Raw genomic sequence first — 18,926 nt, forward strand, 5'->3', positions numbered from 1 at the left:
CAGGCGCCGCACTGCCGCCCAGCCTACCGCGTGCCCGCCCCGCCCCGGGGCTCTCTTCCCCTGTGTGGCGACGCACTGCGGCCGCGGACGTGACGGGGGCGTGCGACGACGGCGTCCGTCGTCGCACGCCCCCGTGGGGTCCGGCGGGTCACTCGGCGGCGGGGGTCTCCACGACGGCCGGCGCGGCCACGAGGTCCGCGGCCGGGCGCAGCACGGTCACGGACTCCAGGTGGTGGGTGTCCGGGTAGAGGTCGAACACGCGGGCGCGCTCCACCTCGTAGCCGCCCTCGCGCAGCCACGCGAGGTCGCGCGCGAAGGAGGCCGGGTCGCACGAGACGTACACGATGCGGCCCGGGCGGAGGGCGAGGATCCGCTCCACGGCCCTGCGGCCCGCGCCGGAGCGCGGCGGGTCGAGCACCACGGTGTCCACGGCCGTGTCGGCCAGGCCGCCGTCGGCCACCGCGCGCTCCGGGTGCTTGAGCCAGCTGCCCAGGACCTTGTCCGTGGGGCCGTTGAGCACGATCGCCTGCTCGGCGCCGAGCAGGTTCCGGCGGGCGTCCTTCGACGCGCCGCGCGAGGCCTCGACGGAGTAGACGCGGCCCTCGGGGCCCACCGCGTCGGCGAGGAAGGCGCTGAACAGCCCGGCGCCGGCGTAGAGGTCGGCCACGATCTGGCCGGGCTGCGCCTGCGCGTCCTCGAGCACGGCGTCCACGAGGGTGGCCGGGGCATGCTGGTGGACCTGCCAGAAGCCGTCGCCCGTGACGCGGAAGCGGCGCTCGCCGCCGCGCTCCGTCCTCACGGTCTCCGAGACCCACGTGCGGCCCGTGATGCGCTCCACGGTGACGGGCGAGTGGCGCTTGGGACCGGGCATGGCGAGGCCGGTGGACACCTCGACGGCGGAGGCGTTCGCGGTCTGCCGGATGCGGGTGCGCAGTCGGCCGAGCTTGGCCTCGTCCGCCGCGGTCTGCGGGGTGGGCGTCACGAGCACCAGCGGCTGCGAGCCGTTGGCCGGGGTGGCCACGTCCACGCGGGCCGCCCCCGTGAAGTCCCAGTCCCACAGGGCCAGGGCGTCCAGGGCCGGCACGCCCAGCGGCATGTTGCGCACGGGAAGGAGGGTGGTGGAGCGGTGCGCATGCATCGCGATGTGGCCCTGCGGGGTCACCGCGAACGCGGTGCGCGTGCGCCAGTGCTGGCCCGTGGGCTCGTCCTCCTCGCCCGCGAAGCAGACCTCGGGGTCGAGGGTCACGCCGGCGATCCGGGCGACCGTGTCGCGGAAGACCTGGGCCTTGAGGCGGCGCTGGTGCGGCACCACGATGTGGCCGAACTCGGCGCCGCCCACGGGGGGCCGGCCCGAGGCGTGGGCGCGCATGACGTCCGCGAGCTTCCACTGGTGGATGCGGCGGAACTCGGAGGGCCGAAGGACCTCGACGGCGTCCCCGCGCCAGAACCGCGCTCCCGGGTCGCACTCGGTCAGGGCGACCCTGACCTTCTCCCCCGGCATCGCGTGCCGGACGAACACGACACGTCCCTCGTGGCGCGCGACGCAGTGGCCGCCGTGCGCCATCTGCCCGGCCTCGACCTCGATGATCCTCCCGACCTCGGTGATGTCCGTGGTGGCGTCAGTGACGGCCATGATGACTCCTCTCGCGAAGCAGCGCGCCGCAGACCTTGCACCGGGCGTCGACTGGTCCCATCATTCTCGCAGATTCGCCGCGGAACGCGGTCCCGGCTCTTCGCCCTCGCGGATCTGCCACGGCACCGAGCCCACCATCACTCCCGCCTCCCGCTGCAGGCGGTTCTTCTGCCGCGTGGCCGTGCGGTTGTGCAGCAGCGTCCGCCATCCCGGCCGCACCACGTACTCGGGGATGAACACCATGGTCAGGTCCCGCGGGGAGAGGCGCCGGCGCTCGCGCAGGTGCCGCACGAGCGGCACCACCGTGTCGCGGTAGGGAGAGGCCACCACGGTGAGCGGCAGCGGCATGCGGGCGCGGTCCCAGTCGTCGATCACCCGCTCCGTCACCGCGCGGTCCACGTCCACCACCACGGCCTCCAGGGACGAGGGGCGGGTCGCGCGGGCGTACGCGATGGCCCGCAGCGCCGGCCTGTTCAGGGTGGAGACCACGACGACGACGTGCACCCTCGAGGGCAGGGCACGGGCGTCGTCGTGGGCGTCCGGCGTGAGCTCGCGGCCCACCGCGGCGTAGTGCCGGTGGATCCGGCCCATGACCAGCGCACCCACGACGATCGTGAGCAGCGCCACCCACGCCCCCTGCGTGAAGCGCGTCACGAGCACGACGACGCCGGCGAGCGCGGTGACGCCCAGCGCGACGGCGGTGATGCCGAGGCGCAGGCGCACCGCGGCGCGGGCGCGCGTGCCCGGGGTGTGCGCGAGCCGGCGGCGCCACAGCCGCAGCATCCCCGTCTGGGCGAGGGTGAAGGCCAGCAGGACGCCGATCACGTACAGCTGGACGAGCAGGGCGGTCTGGGCGCGGAAGACGAGCAGCAGGATCGCCGCGGCGGCGCCGAGGGCCACGACGCCCCACGTGTGGACCAGGCGGTCGCCGCGCACGCGCATCTGCCGCGGGAGGTAGCCGTCGTCGGCGAGCCGGGAGGTCAGGGCCGGGAAGGAGCGGAACGCGGACTTCGCGGCGAAGAGCAGCAGGAGCGCGGTGGCCGCGATGGTGAGCACGGCCAGCGGGCTCCCCGGTCCGAAGACGGCGGCCGCGAGCTGGGCGATCACGGGCGGGGCCGCGGCGCCCTCGGGCAGCGGCGCGCCGTCCGGGCCGCGCAGGGAGGCCGGGTCCAGGGCCACCACGGTGCCCGTGCGGTGGGCCAGGTGCATGACGCCGACCGTGAGTGCCGCCACGGCGGCGGCCATCATCGTGAGGAGCCAGCGGACGGTGGGCACGGCCGGATGCGCCACCGTGCGGGCGGCCGAGACGGGGACCTCCACGCCCGTGAGCAGGACCGAGCCCGCGCTGAAGGCGCGCAGGGCCAGCAGGGCCGTGGCCACCGCGCCGACGGGCCCGGCGCCGGACCCGTCCACCGTGTGTCCCGCGGTCACGGCCTGGCCCAGGGTGCCCCCCGCGTCCTGCCAGAGGCCCGCCCCCACCATGCCCGCCAGCAGGAGCACGAAGGCGGCCACCACGAGCGGCAGGATGCGCCGGCCCCGGCCACGGTCCGATCCGCGCAGGGCCAGGAGCAGCACGAGGCCCAGGGCCGTGCACGCCACCGCCATGCGGTGCTCCGCGAGCGAGGGCACGAGGGCGGCGGCGTAGTGGGCGAAGGCCGCGAGGGACACGGCGGCGGTGAAGACGAAGTCCAGCAGGAGGGCGGCCGAGGCGAGCACCCCGGCGCGCGGTCCCAGCTTGGTGCGCGCCATGCGGTAGATGCCCCCGTGCGGCACCGCCACCACGGCAGCCCGGAACGAGGCGACGATGAGCACCATGACCGCGACGACGGCCCAGCCCACGAGGGGCCCGAGCGCGAGGGCGGCGGTGCCCGAGGCCACGAGGGTCAGGATGATCTCGTCCGGGGCGTAGGCCAGGGAGGAGAGCGCGTTGGCGGAGGTCACGGGGAGGGCGCGCCACCGGGGCATGCGCGGGGCGGCGGCGTCCGTGGAGGCCACGGGTCGTCCCAGCAGTGCCCGGCGGAGGGTCGCTGACAGCGTCGTCACCGCACCACGGTACCCCCGCCCCGCACCGCCATGCCCCGCCCGTTCCCGCGGGCGCCCGGGGCGGTGCGAGGATGGTCCCCGGGCGGGCGCCGCCCGCACCGATCCGGAAGGGGACGAACAGGCCATGGCTCACTACGTCATCGTCGGCGGCGGCCGCGTGGGTTCACGCCTCGCGGCCACCCTGGACGCCGCGGGCCACTCCGTGGCCGTGGTGGACCGGGACGCCCGCGCGGAGGACGGCCTCCCCGCGGACTTCTCGGGCGAGTTCGTGGCGGGCATCGGCTTCGACCGCGACGTGCTGCGCCGCGCCGGGACCGAGAAGGCCCAGGGCCTGGCGGCCGTGACGGCGGACGACGGCACCAACATCATCGCCGCGCGCGTGGCCCGCGAGACCTTCCACGTGGACCACGTGGTGGCGCGCATCTACGATGCCGAGCGCGCGCGGGTGTACCAGCGCCTCGGCGTGCCCACGGTGGCCTCCATCCAGTGGACCGCGGAGCAGGTGCTGCACCGCCTCCTGCCCGCCGGCGCCGCGGACGCGGAGCAGCGCGACCCCTCCGGCCGCCTGATCATCACGGAGCTCGTCCCCCACCCCTCGTGGTGGGGGCGGCGCCTGGCCGAGGTCGAGTCGATGACCGGGATCCGCGTGGCCTACCTGACCCGCTTCGGCGAGGGGATGCTCCCGGCGGGCGTCGAGCGCCTGCAGGAGGGCGACGTCGTGCACGGCGTGTACCCCGTGGACCGGCGGGACGCGGTCGAGGCCGCGCTGCAGGGCGAGGCCCGTGAGCCGGACGAGGACGAGGAGGAGCGGTCATGAGGGTCGTCATCGCAGGGGCCGGCGCCGTGGGCGCCTCGGTCGCACGGGAGCTGTGCGCCCACGGGCACGCCGTGACCGTGGTGGACCTGCGCCCGGAGGTCGTCCGGCGCGCCGACGTCGGCCGTGCCCGCTCCCTCGTGGGGGACGCGACCGACCTCGTCATGCTCGGCGAGGCCGGGGCGCTCGAGGCGGACGTCCTCGTGGCCGCCACGGGCGACGACCGCGCCAACCTCGTGGTCTCCCTGCTCGGCCGCAGCGAGTTCGGGGTGCAGCGCACCGTCGCCCGCGTGAACAACCCCCGCAACGACTGGCTCTTCGACGAGTCCTGGGGCGTGGACGTGGCCGTGTCCACCCCGTCCATCATGACGGCGCTCGTGGAGGAGGCCGTGGAGACCGGCGACCTCGTGCGCCTGCTGCGCCTCGAGGCGGGCGGCACGGCGCTCACCGAATTCCGCGTCCCGGCGGCGCACTGGCTCGTCGGCCGTCGCGTCGGGACGGTGTCCTGGCCGGCGGAGGCCCCGCTCGTGGCCGTCGTGCGGGACGGGACGCCGCGCGCCGCCACCCCGGATGAGGTCCTCGAGGCCGGAGACGAGCTGTTCCTGCTCGTCTCCGCCGCGGCCGAGACGGCCCTGCGGCGTCTCCTGGTCGGGGAGGCCGCGGAGCCTCAGGGCGAGGACGCCGGGTCGACGGCGGCGGCGCCGGCCGGACCGGGCTCCTCCTCGGGCGAGCCCGGCGAGGGCGCGCTCACGGACCAGGCCAGCCAGAGCCCCAGCGCGTAGAGCGGCAGACCCATCACGAGACGGGCGACGCCCAGGGCCGTCGCCGCGTCCGCGAGGTAGAGCGGCACCTGCACGCCCAGCCGCAGCGCGAAGACGGCCGCCATCACCCAGGTGGCCGCCGCGTAGGCGCGCCGGCGGCGGGGGTCCGCACGCCATGCGGTCCCCTCCCCGCGCACGAGGCCGAGGATCAGGCCCACCACGGGCCAGCCCGCGAGGATCGAGACGAGGAACGCGAGGCCGTAGCCGGCGTTCGTGATGAAGCCCCAGAGGTAGTAGTCCCGGGCCTGCCCCGTGGTCAGGGCCACCGCCACCGAGAGCACGACGACGACGAGCCCGGCCAGGACCTGCGCGGGCGACTGGCGCTGCGCGAGCCGGACCACGCCCATGAGGACGGCCACGCCCGCGGCGGCCACGCCCGAGGGCCACACCTGCTGGGTGAGCACGTACCCGACCATGAAGACGAACGTGGGCAGGGACGCCTCCACGATCCCCCGCCAGCCGCCGACGCTGGCCAGGGGGTCCAGGCGGCCGTGCTCGTCGAGCCTCGCGCCGCGGCCGAGGGCGGCGGCGGGGTCCGGCGCGCCGGGGTCGCGGCGGGTCGCGGGCCGGTTCATGGGTGCCTCCTGCGTCATCGGACGGCCGTCGGGCCGTCCACGAGGTCGAACTCGGGATTGTGCAGCGTGGGGACGCCGTCGATCTCCACGACGCGGCCGCGGATGCGCAGCCACTCCCCCGGCATCACGCCGGGCACGCGACGCCGCCCGTGCCACACCAGCCGGATGACGGCGAGCGGCTCGGCCCGTCCGGGCTCCGGGAGCCGCGTGGCGAGCTCCGCGCGGAACACGGTGGCGTCGTCGGCGCCCGGGATGGTCACGGCGACCACCACGCCGAGGCGGTCCACCATCCCGGCGGGAGGCGGCAGGACCGCCACCGGCGCGGTCGCGGGGCTCACCGGGTCTCCGTGATCTCCGGGCCGCGCTCCGGCAGGGGCGCGCCCCCGGCCGGCTGCTCGCCGGACGACGCCGTCGGTGTGGTCTCGGTGCCCTCGGCCGGACGGTGGCGGCGCTGCACGGGCTGGGCGTTGGCCGGGGCGTGCAGGGGCAGCAGCTCCCGGGGAGGCAGGGGCCCCTCGCCGCGGACCACGACGAGGTCGGAGAAGACCTGCTCGAGCGGTCCGGCGGCGTCGGGCCGGAAGGCGGCCTCGCCGTGGAACACGCCGCGCACGAACCAGCGGGGGCCGTCCACGCCCACGAAGCGGGCCACGTTCCAGCCCGGCGAGCCGTCCGGCATCTCGGCGGGGATGCGGGTGAGCAGTTCGGGGCCGAAGGCGCCGGCCTGCTCCTGCACGTGGGCGCCCGGGGAGGAGCCCAGGGCGTCCATGAGCTCCGCGCGCAGGTCGTCCCACAGTCCGGCGGCGCGCGGCGCGGAGAAGGCCTGGATCTGCAGCGCGGAGCCGCCCACGGTCACGGTGACGGCCACGATGCGCCGCGTGGCGTCCTCGAGGTCGAGCCGCAGCTTCATGCCCTGGACGGCGCGCACGCGCAGCGCGCCCAGGTCGATGTACCCGGTGGCGGACGGGCGGGCCGTCACGTCGTGGGGGCCGCGCTCGGCCTCCCGGGCGGCGTCGCCGGCGGCCGCGGCCACGGCGAGGTCGCGCTCCTCGAGCAGATGCTCGGGCAGGGTCACCTGCTCGTGGCGCGCGGTGCGGTTGCGTCCGAAGATCACGAGGTCCTCCCGGGAGTGTCGACGTCGGCGGCCGGCGCGGTGGTGCCCGCGCCGAATCCGCCCGTGGATCCGAAGCCGGCCGTGCCGCGCACGGAGTCCGGCAGGGCGTCCACCGGCTCGAAGCGTGCCTGGACCACCGCCTGGACCACGAGCTGGGCCACCCGGTCCCCGCGGTGCAGGGTGAGGGGCTCCGCCGGATCGTGGTTGATGAGCGGCACCATGATCTCGCCGCGGTACCCGGCGTCGATGGTGCCGGGGGCGTTCACGACGCCCAGGCCGTGGCGGACCGCCAGGCCGGAGCGGGGGTGCACGAAGCCGGCGTACCCCTGGGGCAGCGCGATCGCCACGCCGGTGGGGACGAGGGCCCGCTCTCCCGGGGCGAGCGTCACGTCCACCGTGGTGCGCAGGTCCGCGCCCGCGTCGCCGTCCTGGGCGTACGCGGGGGGCGGGAGGTCAGGATCGAGGACGCGCAGGGGCACGGGAAGCTCGGCGGGGTCACTCACGTGGCAGGACTCTACCCGAGCCGCGTCGGGGCCCCCGGGCGGCCGGATGTGGGAAGCTGGAGGACATGCAGGAGCCCCACGACGACGACGCCCGCCCCCTCTCCGCCGAGCCCGCCCCCGCGGTCGCCGGCGACCCTGACCCGGTGGTCTACGAGGAGCGGCTCTCCCCGTCACCGGGCGTGTGGATCGTGGCCCTCATGCTCGCGGGTCTGGCCATCCTGGTGTTCGCGCCGATCGACATCGTCGTGGGGCTGATCGCCGCGGCCGTCTTCTTCGGGATCGAGGCACTCCTGCTGATCACCGGAACCCCCCGGATCACGGTGCGCGAGCGGACGCTGCAGGTGGGCCGCGCGAGCATCGAGCGGCGTCACATCGGCGCGGTGACGGGACATCGCGGCGAGTCGGCGCGGCAGCAGCGCGGGCCGCACCTGCACGGACTGGCCTACGTGACGGTGCGCGGGTGGATCTCCCCCGTCGTGCGCGTCCAGATCACGGACGAGCGGGACCGGACGCCGTACTGGCTCACGAGCACCCGCCGGCCGGAGGAGCTCGTGGCGGTCCTCGGCGGCCACATGGCCGCCGAGGACGGGTGAGGGCTCAGCCCTCGCAGTCGGTGCAGTAGAGCTCGCCGTTCTTCTCGCGCGCGGCCTGCGAGCGGTGGCGCACCAGGAAGCACGAGGCACACGTGAACTCGTCGGACTGCGCGGGCAGGACCCGCACCATGAGCTCCTCGCCGGAGAGGTCCGCCCCCGGCAGCTCGAATCCCTCCGCCGCCTCGGTCTCGTCCTCGTCCACGACGGCCGACTGCGTGTCGGTGCGACGCGCCTTCAGCTCCTCGATGGAATTCTGGCCGAGCTCTTCCTCGTTCTTGCGAGGGGCATCGTAGTCCGTGGCCATGGTGTGGTTCTCACGCTCCGCTGGTGGGGGTACGGCATCGGGACCGATGCCGGTGCGGGCAGCGGATCGGGACCCCCGAGGGGAGCGCCCGCCGTCATCCTGCGCCGTTGCGCGTAGATTGTGCACCACGGGCCGCCGGGAACCAAATGGCCGCGGGCCGCGCTCGCACCGCGGCTCCCCGCGGCCGGACCGCTAGGATCAGCAGAGGCCCGACGCCGGCCGCGCCGTCCTCGTCCGCGCCCGCGGATACGCCGCGGACCGGTCGAGAACGATGTGGGAGGGACCACCGCCATGGCAGAGCTGCGACTGACCGGACCCACCGAGGACGGCCGGGCACTGCGCCTGGCCGACGCGGACGGGCAGGAGCACTCCCTGCCCCTCTCCGTCTACCTGCGCCGCCTCGTGCTCGAGGGCACGGAGCAGGAGGACGCCGAGCCTCAGGAGCAGCCCGCGCAGGACGCCCCGCGGGGGGACGAGCAGGACACCGACGAGCAGAGCCCCGACGACGCGTCCGGCGATGAGGTCACCGGCGGCGTCGATCCCGAGGAGGAACAGCCGCCCCGCCGCACCGGCCCCAGCCCCCTGGCGCCGCGCATCACGCCTCCCCTCCAGCCGGAGGCGGCCTCCCACGCGCCCCTGCCGCCGGCCGCCGGCGCCCCGTCTGCGGCCCCGCTCACCGCCACGTCCGCCCTCACGGGCTCCCCTGAGCCCGCCGCGTCCCCCGTGGAAGCGCGTCCGACGCCGGGCGAGCCCGCCGCGCCGCGCCCCTCCATGACCCGCTCTTCCGCGTACCGCCCCGCCGCGCAGGGCGAGCGCCGCACCGCGTCCGGCACGCCCACCGCTCCCCTGGCCGACCAGGAGGACGTGCGCGCCGCGGCCACCCAGGAGGCCCCGCCGCTCTCGCCGCGGGAGATCCAGCAGCGCATCCGTGCGGGCGCCTCGGTGGAGCAGGTGGCCCGCGAGAGCGGCAACCCCTTCGCCCGCATCCGCAGCTACGGCTTCCCCGTCCTCGCGGAGCGCGGCTACGTGGCGCAGCAGGCGCGCGGCACGGAGATCTGGGTCGGCGGCCCCGATCTGTACACCGATGCGATCGAGGACGGCGGGCCCAGCACCCTGGGCGAGCTCGCCGAGCATCGGCTGCGCGAGCTGGGCGCCCCCGCGGGCGGACTCGAGTGGGACGCATGGCGCGAGCCCTCCGGCGAGTGGACCGTGACCGCGCAGTTCGCGGCGACCGGCCTGCGCACCCGGCCCACCACGGAGGAGCCGCCCGCGCGGTGGACGTTCCGCCCGGTGGGGCGGCACCTGGACCCGCAGAACGCGTGGGCCCGGATGCTCTCCGATGCTGAGGCGTGGGACGTGTTCCCCGAGCCGCCGGCTCCGCGGACCCCGTCCTCCGAGACCGACGCCGAGGCCGCCGATGCGGGCGCCCCCGCGGCGGCGGGCCGCCGTCCTGACGCTGCGGTGGACGACGCGGAGGCGGCGGTGACCCCGCTGGGCGCCCACACCCCCGCGGCCGACCCCGACGCCGACCTCCTGGAGATCCTCCGGGCCCGCCGCGGACAGCGCGTGGGCGCGGACTCCGCCTCGGACGACGCCCTGGCCCACCTGATCGCCCGCGACGCGGCCCAGCGCCGGGCCGCGGCCCCGACGCCCCTGCGCCCGTCCCTCCCGGATCCCGCGGCGGAGGCGGCGGACGCCCGCCGCGCACCGGGGGCACACGACGCCGCGTCGTCCGAGGTGACCGAGGCCGAGGTGGACCGCGAGGTCAGCCGCGCCCAGGACGAGGTCGCCCAGGTCCGCGCCGCCACGGCCGACGTCGCCGACGACCGGGATGACGCGGAGGTCGCCGAGCCTGAGACCGCCGAGATCGAGGCCGAGGCGAGCGCCGGAACGCCGGAGTCGACCCCTGCCCCGGGCCGCCCCGCGATGCCCACCCCCACGCCGCGGCCCCGCTCCCGCTCGGCCTCGCGCCGCGCGTCGGTGCCCAGCTGGGACGACATCGTCTTCGGCCGCAAGGGCGACTGAGCCGCGCCTCGCCGAGGCGGGTCCGCTCAGCGCACCCAGGTGAGCAGCGGGACCTCGCGCTCGGCGCGTGTGGGCGCCCCGTGCTGCCCGACCATCGCGAAGGCGGTCGGCTCCACGCGGCGACCGTCGTAGAGCGCGAGGTCGCCGTGGACGGCGATCAGCAGGTCCCCGATGCGGCCGCGGACGCGCTCCTCCACGCGCTCCCCGAACCATCCGGCCGCCACCGCCTCCTCCCGGGTGAGCACCCAGGCGTGCGCCCCGTACCGCTCGAGCCACGCGGCACGGGTGCTTTCGCGCACCGCCTCGTCCGCGTCGGGGCGGAAGTGCAGCTGCACGAGACGCGGCTCCCCCGCGGTGTGCGCCACCCCGGCCAGCAGCGCGGGATCGAGCAGCGCGCCCCCGTCGTCGAGCGCGGCGTAGTCCACGCGCCGGGAGGCGGGCACGTCCACCATGCCGTGGTCGCCCGTGGCGAGGACCACGGTGCCCGCGGGGACGCGCGCGAGGAGGCGGCGCAGGGCGGAGTCGACCTCCTCGAGGGCGTGCAGCCACTGCGGCGATCCCACGCCGTGGCGGTGGCCGGCCTTGTCCAGCTCGTTCGCGTAGACGTACACGAGGGTGGGCTCGCGGGCGTCCTTCAGGACGCGCTCGGCGTGCTGGGCGCGCGCGAGCAGTCCCCTCCCCGCCACGAAGCGGCCGCCGCGCAGGCCCGCGCGGGTCAGCGCCGAGTGCTCGAAGGCCGGCAGGGAGACCGTGACCGTGTCCACGCCGGCCGCGGCCGCGCGCTCGAGCACGGTGGCGTGCGGCTGCCAGGCCAGCGGGTCCGTGGCCTCGTCCCAGCCGCCGAGCTGGTTGACCACCACGCCGCGCTCCGGGTCCAGGACGTCGTAGCCGGCGATCCCGTGCTCCCCGACCTCCAGGCCCGTGCCGAGGCTCGTGAGCGAGGCGGCGGTGGTGGTGGGCACGGCCGCCTGGAGCACGCGGCCGCCGTCCGCCATCGCCGCGCGGAGCGTGGGCGCGTGTCCGCCGAAGCGCCGGAGATGGGCACGTCCCAGCCCGTCCACGAGGGCCACGACGACGCGCCGCGTGGACGGCAGGCCGAGCGCGTTGGTCATCCCCTCCACCCCGAGGGCGGCCGCCGCGGAGACCAGCACGGAGCGCAGGGCACGCTCGGGCGGGACGACGCCGGCGGGGACGGCCGGGCCGCCCGGCGCCTGCGGGGAGGTGGGGGCCGACTCCCCCGTCACGCGGCCGCCCGGAGGTGGGCGCGGCGCAGGGCGCGGGCGAAGACGACGGCGCCGTCCACGGCGGCCTGGCCCTCGGCGTCGGCCGCCACGCGGATCACGAGGTCCTCCCGTGCTGCGGTCCCGGTGTAGCCGTGGTCCTCCTCGCACTGCGGATCGGCGCAGCCGGCCGGCTGCAGGTCCAGGCGCTGGCCTCCGGCCCACTGCACGCCCAGCGTCACCTCGGCCACCGGGTCCGAGGGGTGGAAGCGGGCCGGATCGGCGTGACCCGTGGTGAGCAGGACGGAGGCGATCGCCGTCAGCGGGACCAGCTCGGTGGACACCTGGGCCAGCACGGCCTGGCCCTCCGGGTCGGCGGCATGGTCGTCGAGGTGGACGGCGAGCAGCACGTCCGCGGCGAGGACCAGCACGGTGATGTGCCGGTGGATCTCGTCGTAGTCGAAGTGCGTGTCCACGTGCACCAGGTGCGCCAGCACGGCGCGCCCCTCGAGCTCCTGGGCGATCGCGTGGGCCACGAGCTCCGGGTAGAAGCCGGCGCGCACGAGGGAGCCGCCCAGGGTGGCGGCCGCGTCCACGGTGCGGTGCCCGGTGCGGGCGTCAGGGCCCTCGGGACGGCCCCCGTGGCGGGGGTCCTGGTGGCCGGAGTCGTGATTCCTGCGCAGCGGGGTCATGGGGTCCATGCTACGGCGAGGCCCGCGGGAGCCGCCGTCCGCAGGGCCGCGCTCAGTCACCCCGCAGCGCGCGGCGCGCGGAGTCCGTGCGCCGTGCGGCGTTGGCCACGTCCACCTCCGCCTGGAGCACGGTGACGCCCTCGGGCGAGGCCAGCACGGGAGCGAAGCGCAGGCGAGCGACCTGCGGGAGGTCGTCCTTGAGCACGCTGACTCGCCCCACGAGGTCCTCGAGGGCGGCCAGGTCCACGGCGGGCACCCCGCCCGTGGCCTCCAGCTTGGCGGCCGCGCGGGGAGCGCGCACCATGCGGGCCACGTCCCGGTCCGTCAGGGGCGGCACGCGGTGCACCCAGTCCCCCAGCAGGTCCGTGGCGTCTCCGGCGATCCCGAACGAGACGACCGGGCCCAGGAGCGGGTCCTCAAGCGCCGTGACCATGCACGCCTGCCCGGCCGGGGCCATGGACTGCACCTCCAGCTCGGTGACGCCGAAGGGCTCGAGGACGCGGCGCATCTGCTGGACGTTGCGGCGCAGGGAGTCCGCGTCCACCACGTTCAGGCGCACGCCGCCGAGGTCCAGGCGGTGGCGCAGGTGCGGGTCCACGGCCTTCACCGCCACGGGGAAGCCCAGCTCCTCGGCCGCGGCCACGGCCTCCTCCGCAGTGGAGAAGCGCACGGAGGGCAGGACGTCGATCCCGTAGTGGCCCAGCAGCTCCTGCGTCTCCTCCGGGGTGAGGCGCACGAGCTCCGTGCCCGCCGCGCGGGCCGCCGCGGCCTCCACGAGCGACTCGGCCGCGTGCAGGTCCGTGCCGGCGGGCTCGAGGGGCTCCCCCGCCTCCTCACGCCGCCAGTCCACGTAGTCGGCCAGCCGGCCGAGCACGGCCATGGCCTTCTGCGGCGAGGGGTAGAACGGCACGCCGGCCTGGAGGGAGCCCGGCTCGGCGTCGTCGGGCAGCGGCCCGGACGCACCGAGGGTGGCGGCGGAGTAGCGCGGGGAGACCACGTCCGTGAGGCACACCGCCACCGGCACGGCCGCGCCCGCGGTCATCTCCGCGAGGGCGCGGGCCAGCTCCTCGGGCTCGTCCTCACCCTGGTGCAGCCCGAGGCGGCCGACGACCACGACGGCGTCCGCCTCCGGGTGGGCGACGGCCGCGCGCACCGAGGCGACGAGCTGCTCCTCGAGCGGGGCGATGCCGTTCTCGCGGTCGCCCAGGCCCAGGGTCTCGATCACGTCGAGCCCGGCCTCGGCGGCCGCGTCGCGGGTGAGGCGGTCCAGGGCCAGGGAGTCGGCCACGAGCACCACCCGGCGGCCCGTCGGCAGCGGCTGCGAGGCCACGGCCATGAGCACGTCCAGCATGTCGTCGTGGGTGGAGGCCTCGAGGACGCCGGTCTGGTCCAGCATCGAGTCCACGGCGCCCGCGGGCGCCTGCGTGGTGCGCGTCTCGTGGCCCGGGGGCAGGAATCGGCCGGTCACGTCCGAGCGGACCACCACCACGGGCTTGGTGCGTGAGAGCCGCCGCGCGATCCGCGAGAACTTGCGCGGGTTGCCGAAGGACTCCAGGTAGACGCCCACGGCGGCGGTGTGCGGGTCGTCCTCGAAGTACTGCATGGCGTCATTGCCGGAGACGTCCGCCCGATTGCCCGCGCTCAGGGAGGTGGACACGCCGATCCCGCGCCGCTTGACGCCCGCCGAGACCATGGCCCCCACGGCGCCGGACTGGCTGAACAGGCCCACCGGGCCACGGCCCGCCAGCCCCGGCGACGGCGAGGCGTTGAGGCGCACCGCCGGATCGGTGCAGACGAGCCCGGCGGAGGCGGGGCCGATCACGCGCATGCCCTCGGCGCGAGCGCGGGAGACGAGGCGGCGCTGCGCCTCCAGGCCGGCCGCGCCGGCGTCGGCATACCCGGAGGTGAGCACGAGCAGGCCCTTCGCGCCGATCGCGGCGGCGTCGGCGACGACGTCGTCCACCGCGTCCGCGGGCACGGCCACGACCACGAGCTCGACGGGCTCGCCGACGTCCGCGAGCGCGGCGTGCGCCTCAATGCCCTGCACCTGCTCCGCCGCGTGGTTCACCGCGTGCACCGTGCCCGTGTAGCCGGCCTCGAGGATGTGGCGCAGCACGATCGAGCCCACGGACTGCGGGTCGCGGGAGGCCCCGACGACGGCCACGGACTCGGGCGCGACGAGCTCGGCGAGGCTGCGGGCCTCGGCACGGTGCTCCCGGGACTCCACCACGGCGCGCCACCGGGCGGTCGGGTTGATGGGGAACTCGACGGCCACCACGCCGTCCTCGAAGTGGCGGGCCACCTCGAAGCCGGACTCCTGGAAGACGGAGAGCATCTTGCGGTTCTCCGGCAGGACCTCCGCCGTGAAGCGGCGGATGCCGAACTCGCGGGCCGCGACGGCCAGGTGCTCCATGAGGATGGAGCCGAGGCCGCGGCCCTGGGCGGCGTCGGAGATGTTGAACGCCACCTCGGCGGCGTCCGTGCCCGGGAAGCGGTCGTAGCGGCCGATGCCCAGGATCTGCCCTCCGCGCGTGATCACGAAGGCCACGCGGTCCCGGTGGTCCACCGTCGTGAAGCGCTCGAGGTCCTTGCGGGACAACTCGGACTTGTACGTGAAGTACCGCAGGTAGATCGAGGCCTCGGACTGGTGGGCGTGCATGTCCTGCAGCCCGGCGGCGTCGTCGGGCGTGATGGGGCGCAGTCGCGCCGTGGCGCCGTCGCGCAGCACGACGTCGGCCTCCCAGTGGCTCGGGTATCCGCGGACGGACTCGGTGTCACCCATAGGATCAGGGTAGACAATCACCGACCCCGTGAGGATCCCCCCACCGCCATGGCCCGTTCGTCCCGCTCCCGTCCCGCCGACCCGGACGCCGCGCGTCCCCTCCCGCTGGAGCAGGAGAACATCGTCGACGTCGACGTGGCGCAGGAGATGGAGAGCTCGTTCCTCGAGTACGCGTACTCCGTGATCTACTCGCGCGCGCTCCCCGACGCCCGCGACGGCCTCAAGCCGGTGCAGCGGCGCATCCTCTTCATGATGTCCCAGATGGGCCTGCGCCCGGAGAAGGGGCACGTGAAGTCCGCGCGCGTGGTGGGCGAGGTGATGGGCAAGCTCCACCCCCACGGCGACACCGCCATCTACGACGCGATGGTTCGCCTGGCGCAGCCGTTCTCCCTGCGCCTGCCCGTGGTGGACGGGCACGGCAACTTCGGCTCCCTCGACGACGGCCCCGCGGCGCCGCGCTACACGGAGGCCCGCATGGCCCCGGCGGCGCTCGCGCTCACCGCGGACCTCGACGAGGACACCGTGGACTTCGTCCCCAACTACGACAACCAGTTCCAGCAGCCCGCGGTGCTGCCCGCGGCCTACCCGAACCTGCTGGTCAACGGCGCGGCCGGCATCGCCGTGGGCATGGCCACCAACATGGCCCCGCACAACCTGCGCGAGGTGGTGGCCGGAGCCCGGCACCTGCTGGCCCACCCGGACGCGGACCTCGACGCGCTCATGGCGCACATCCCCGGCCCGGACCTGCCCTCGGGCGGACGGATCGTGGGGCTCGAGGGCGTGCGGGACGCCTACGCCACGGGCCGCGGCTCGTTCCGCATGCGGGCCGCCGTCGCCGTGGAGCAGGTCTCCCCGCGCCGCACGGGCCTCGTGGTCACGGAGCTGCCGTACGGGGTGGGCCCGGAGAAGGTCATCGAGCGCATCAAGGACGGCGTCAACGCCAAGAAGCTCGCGGGCATCGCCGACGTCGTGGACCTCACCGACCGCAAGAACGGGCTGAAGCTGGTGATCGAGCTGAAGTCCGGCTTCAACCCCCAGGCCGTGCTCGCCGCCCTCTACAAGCACACGCCGCTGGAGGAGTCCTTCGGCATCAACAACGTGGCCCTCGTGGAGGGGCAGCCGCAGACCCTGGGGCTGAAGCCGCTGCTGCAGGTGTATGTGGACCACCGCCTGGACGTGGTGCGTCGGCGCACGGCGCACCGCCTGGGGCGACGGCGGGACCGCCTCCACCTCGTGGAGGGCCTGCTGCTGGCCCTGGTGGACATCGACGAGGTCATCCAGATCATCCGCACCTCGGACGACACGGCCTCGGCCCGCGCCCGCCTCGAGCAGGTCTTCGACCTCTCGGAGGCGCAGGCCACGCACATCCTCGAGCTGCGGCTGCGCCAGCTGACCCGGTTCTCCCGCATCGAGCTGGAGGCCGAGCGGGACGAGCTGGCCGACGCGATCGCCGAGCTCGAGGCCATCCTGGGCTCCGCGGCCCGGCTGCGGGACGCGGTCTCCTCCGAGCTGCAGGCCGTCGCCGACGAGTTCGGGGACGAGCGGCGCACCCAGCTCCTGGCGGCCGAGACGCTCGCCGCCCCGGCCGGCTCCCGCCGGGAGCCTTCGGCGGCCGGCGCCGCGCAGGCCGGAGCAGACCTCATGGTCCCGGACACCGCCTGCTGGGTGCTCCTGAGCACGGCGGGCAAGGTGCTGCGCACCGCGGACCGCACCCCGATCACGGCGCAGGGCCGCCGCCGCAAGCACGACGCCTTCGTCTCCGTGGTCCCGGCCACGGCCCGCGGCGAGGTGGGCGCGCTGACCTCCGCGGGGCGCGTGCACCGGCTGCAGGTGGTGGACCTCCCGGCCGCGCCCGAGTCCTCGGAGGCGCCGGCCATGGCCGCCGCGGCGGACGCGAAGACGCTCATCCCCCTCGAGCGTGGAGAGTCCCTCGTCGCCCTCGTCCCGCTCGACGCCGTCCTCGCGCTCGGCACCGCCCGCGGCGTGGTGAAGCGAGTGCGCCCTGAGTGGCCCCTGAACCGGGACGCGATGGAGGCGATCGCCCTCAAGGACGCCGACGCCGTGGTGGGCGCGGCGCCGGCCGCCGACGACGAGGACCACCTCGTGTTCCTCACGCGCTCCGGGCAGCTGCTGCGCTACCCGGCCTCGGCCGTGCGGCCCCAGGGGCCGGCGGGGGGCGGCGTGGCCGGCATGCGCGTGGCCGACGAGGACGCGGTGATCGGCTTCGGCGTCGCCCCCGCCTCGTCCGTGGCCGAGGGTGCGGGCGAGGGCGACGCCGCCGCGGCGCGGGCCGCCGTCGTGGTGACCGTGGCCGACGGCGAGGGCGACCTGCTGGGCTCGGCCCCGGGCTCCGTGAAGGTCACGCCGCTGGCCGAGTACCCGGCCAAGGGCCGCGGCACCGCGGGCGTGCGGGCCCATCGCCTGCTGCGCGGGGAGTCCGGGCTCGCGCTCGCCTGGGTCGGCCCCGCCCCCGCCCTGGCGGCCTCCCGGGCCGGCGTGGCCCGCTCGCTGCCCGTGGAGTTCGGGCGCCGGGACGGCTCGGGCGTGCCGGTGGACCAGCGGATCGAGGCGCTCGGCGCCGGGGCCTCCCCCACGCTCGTCGCCGCGGCGCCGCCCGAGGACGACGCCGTGACGGTGTCCGCTGAGTGAGAACCCCTCCCCCCGGACGCCGTGATCCCGTCAGGGCCTCCGGGGGGCTCGGCTAGAGTGACAGCCCGGCCCGTGCCAGCCACGGGCCGGATCCCCACCGCCAACAAGAACGGTCCAGGTGCCCCACGTGTCCGGCAACGCCAGCTTCGAATACTCCCGCGCCGCCCTCCTGGCGGTGACCGAGGTGGAGGCACCCCTCGAGGTGACCTCGGATGACCTCGACGAGAAGCTGAAGGACGTGCTCGCCCGGCTGAAGCTGCCCGCCTCCCTGCTGCAGCGCGTCGCCGGGGTGCGGGCCCGCCGCTTCTGGGACGAGACGCGCGACTTCCAGGAGGCCGCCGCGGACGCCGGCACCGCCGCGCTCTCGGCCGCGGGCGTCGACGCCTCGCGCGTGGGCCTGCTGATCAACACCTCCGTCACGCGCGCCACCCTCGAGCCCTCCGTGGCCGTGCGCATCCACGACCTCATGGGCCTGCCGACCTCCGCCACGAACTTCGACATCACGAACGCGTGCCTCGGGTTCGTCAACGGCCTGATGATCGCCTCCACCCTCGTGGACGCCGGACAGATCGACTACGCCGTGGTGGTGGCCGGCGAGGACTCCGGCAGGGTGCAGGAGGCCACCGTGCGGAACCTGCACGCGCAGACCACCAATCGCGGCAACTTCATGGAGCAGTTCGCCTCCCTCACCCTAGGCTGCGGAGCAGCCGCCGCCGTCGTGGGGAGCATCGAGGACCACCCGGACGCGCACCGCATCCTGCGCGGGGTCACCCGCGCCGGCACGGACCACCACGGCCTGTGCGTGGGCGACCACAACGGCATGTTCACGGACTCCACGGCGCTGCTGACCGACGGCCTCGAGCTCGTCATGGACGCGTGGAACGACACGCCGCAGGAGTGGGGCTGGCGGGACATGGACCGCTACATCACCCACCAGGTCTCCCAGCTGCACACGAACGCCATCTCCGAGGCCGCCGGCCTCGACCCCGAGCGCATCCCCCGCACGTTCCCCACCCTGGGCAACGTGGGGCCGGCCTCGCTGCCCATCACGCTGGTGCGCGAGCAGGAGCGCCTCTCCGCCGGGGACCATGTCCTGTGCCTGGGCGTCGGCTCGGGCCTGAACACCGCCATGCTCGAGATCCAGTGGTGAGCTGAAGGAGC

At 75.8% G+C, this 18,926-nt stretch carries 16 protein-coding genes; 6 read left to right on the plus strand and 10 right to left on the minus strand.

What is annotated here, in order from left to right; all coding sequences use genetic code 11:
• Window positions 1-148 precede the first annotated feature (148 nt).
• Both AAG742_RS06775 and AAG742_RS06780 read right to left on the minus strand, forming a co-directional pair.
• A complete protein-coding gene (locus tag AAG742_RS06775; protein ID WP_298711181.1) occupies window positions 149-1,633 on the minus strand; it encodes a TRAM domain-containing protein in 1,485 nt (494 codons plus the stop codon).
• A 60-nt stretch (window positions 1,634-1,693) separates the two neighbouring features.
• A complete protein-coding gene (locus tag AAG742_RS06780) occupies window positions 1,694-3,676 on the minus strand; it encodes an amino acid permease (RefSeq protein ID WP_298711184.1) in 1,983 nt (660 codons plus the stop codon).
• Window positions 3,677-3,800: 124 nt separating this feature from the next.
• On the opposite strand from AAG742_RS06780, the gene AAG742_RS06785 reads away from it, so the two are divergent.
• Together AAG742_RS06785 and AAG742_RS06790 are read left to right on the plus strand one after the other, a co-directional pair.
• On the plus strand, window positions 3,801-4,493 hold the full coding sequence (locus AAG742_RS06785; RefSeq protein WP_248115646.1) for a TrkA family potassium uptake protein: 693 nt from the start codon (window positions 3,801-3,803) through the stop codon (window positions 4,491-4,493).
• Complete coding sequence (locus AAG742_RS06790) at window positions 4,490-5,272, plus strand: TrkA family potassium uptake protein (protein ID WP_298711188.1); 783 nt, start codon at window positions 4,490-4,492, stop codon at window positions 5,270-5,272. The genes AAG742_RS06785 and AAG742_RS06790 overlap by 4 nt, the downstream gene beginning before the upstream one ends.
• Here AAG742_RS06790 and AAG742_RS06795 read toward each other — a convergent pair.
• Genes AAG742_RS06795 through dut form a run of 4 tightly spaced genes read right to left on the minus strand, consistent with a single transcriptional unit; the run spans window position 5,158 to window position 7,500 of the window.
• Window positions 5,158-5,886, minus strand: coding sequence for a DUF3159 domain-containing protein (locus AAG742_RS06795; RefSeq protein WP_298711193.1), 729 nt, complete (start codon window positions 5,884-5,886; stop codon window positions 5,158-5,160). The genes AAG742_RS06790 and AAG742_RS06795 overlap by 115 nt on opposite strands.
• Before the next feature lie 14 nt (window positions 5,887-5,900).
• Complete coding sequence (locus AAG742_RS06800; RefSeq protein WP_248115649.1) at window positions 5,901-6,224, minus strand: hypothetical protein; 324 nt, start codon at window positions 6,222-6,224, stop codon at window positions 5,901-5,903.
• Window positions 6,221-6,997, minus strand: coding sequence for a DUF3710 domain-containing protein (locus tag AAG742_RS06805; protein WP_298711197.1), 777 nt, complete (start codon window positions 6,995-6,997; stop codon window positions 6,221-6,223). Before AAG742_RS06805 ends, AAG742_RS06800 begins: the two co-directional genes overlap by 4 nt.
• A complete protein-coding gene (gene dut, locus AAG742_RS06810; RefSeq protein ID WP_248115651.1) occupies window positions 6,994-7,500 on the minus strand; it encodes a dUTP diphosphatase in 507 nt (168 codons plus the stop codon). The genes AAG742_RS06805 and dut overlap by 4 nt, the downstream gene beginning before the upstream one ends.
• 65 nt (window positions 7,501-7,565) lie before the next feature.
• Here dut and AAG742_RS06815 point away from each other — a divergent pair, with 65 nt between their 5' ends.
• Window positions 7,566-8,093 (plus strand): DUF3093 domain-containing protein, encoded by a 528-nt coding sequence (locus AAG742_RS06815; RefSeq protein ID WP_248115652.1) that lies wholly within the window; start codon window positions 7,566-7,568, stop codon window positions 8,091-8,093.
• 4 nt (window positions 8,094-8,097) lie between these two features.
• Here AAG742_RS06815 and AAG742_RS06820 read toward each other — a convergent pair whose 3' ends face one another.
• The gene (locus AAG742_RS06820; protein WP_248115653.1) at window positions 8,098-8,397 is read right to left on the minus strand and encodes a DUF4193 domain-containing protein; all 300 of its coding nucleotides are present in this window, start codon (window positions 8,395-8,397) and stop codon (window positions 8,098-8,100) included.
• A 291-nt stretch (window positions 8,398-8,688) separates the two neighbouring features.
• Here AAG742_RS06820 and sepH point away from each other — a divergent pair, with 291 nt between their 5' ends.
• The gene (gene sepH / locus AAG742_RS06825) at window positions 8,689-10,422 is read left to right on the plus strand and encodes a septation protein SepH (protein ID WP_298711200.1); all 1,734 of its coding nucleotides are present in this window, start codon (window positions 8,689-8,691) and stop codon (window positions 10,420-10,422) included.
• A 26-nt stretch (window positions 10,423-10,448) separates the two neighbouring features.
• Here the strand turns inward: sepH and AAG742_RS06830 are convergent, their stop codons facing one another.
• From AAG742_RS06830 to AAG742_RS06840, 3 genes are read right to left on the minus strand one after another with little or no spacing between them, the layout of a single operon-like run.
• Window positions 10,449-11,666, minus strand: a complete 1,218-nt coding sequence (locus tag AAG742_RS06830) for a nucleotide pyrophosphatase/phosphodiesterase family protein (RefSeq protein ID WP_248115655.1) — start codon at window positions 11,664-11,666, stop codon at window positions 10,449-10,451.
• Window positions 11,663-12,334: a DUF5998 family protein gene (locus AAG742_RS06835; RefSeq protein WP_248115656.1), complete on the minus strand. Its 672-nt coding sequence runs from the start codon at window positions 12,332-12,334 to the stop codon at window positions 11,663-11,665. Before AAG742_RS06835 ends, AAG742_RS06830 begins: the two co-directional genes overlap by 4 nt.
• Before the next feature lie 52 nt (window positions 12,335-12,386).
• Entirely contained in the window at window positions 12,387-15,116 is a 2,730-nt protein-coding gene (locus tag AAG742_RS06840; protein ID WP_248115657.1) for a GNAT family N-acetyltransferase, read from the minus strand.
• Window positions 15,117-15,164: 48 nt separating this feature from the next.
• Here AAG742_RS06840 and AAG742_RS06845 point away from each other — a divergent pair, with 48 nt between their 5' ends.
• Complete coding sequence (locus tag AAG742_RS06845) at window positions 15,165-17,765, plus strand: DNA topoisomerase (ATP-hydrolyzing) (RefSeq protein WP_298711203.1); 2,601 nt, start codon at window positions 15,165-15,167, stop codon at window positions 17,763-17,765.
• Window positions 17,766-17,883: 118 nt separating this feature from the next.
• Window positions 17,884-18,915: a 3-oxoacyl-ACP synthase III gene (locus AAG742_RS06850; protein ID WP_248115659.1), complete on the plus strand. Its 1,032-nt coding sequence runs from the start codon at window positions 17,884-17,886 to the stop codon at window positions 18,913-18,915.
• The last annotated feature ends 11 nt before the right edge of the window (window positions 18,916-18,926 follow it).

The sequence above is a fragment of the Micrococcus sp. 2A genome (assembly GCF_039519235.1).
Taxonomy (GTDB): domain Bacteria; phylum Actinomycetota; class Actinomycetes; order Actinomycetales; family Micrococcaceae; genus Micrococcus.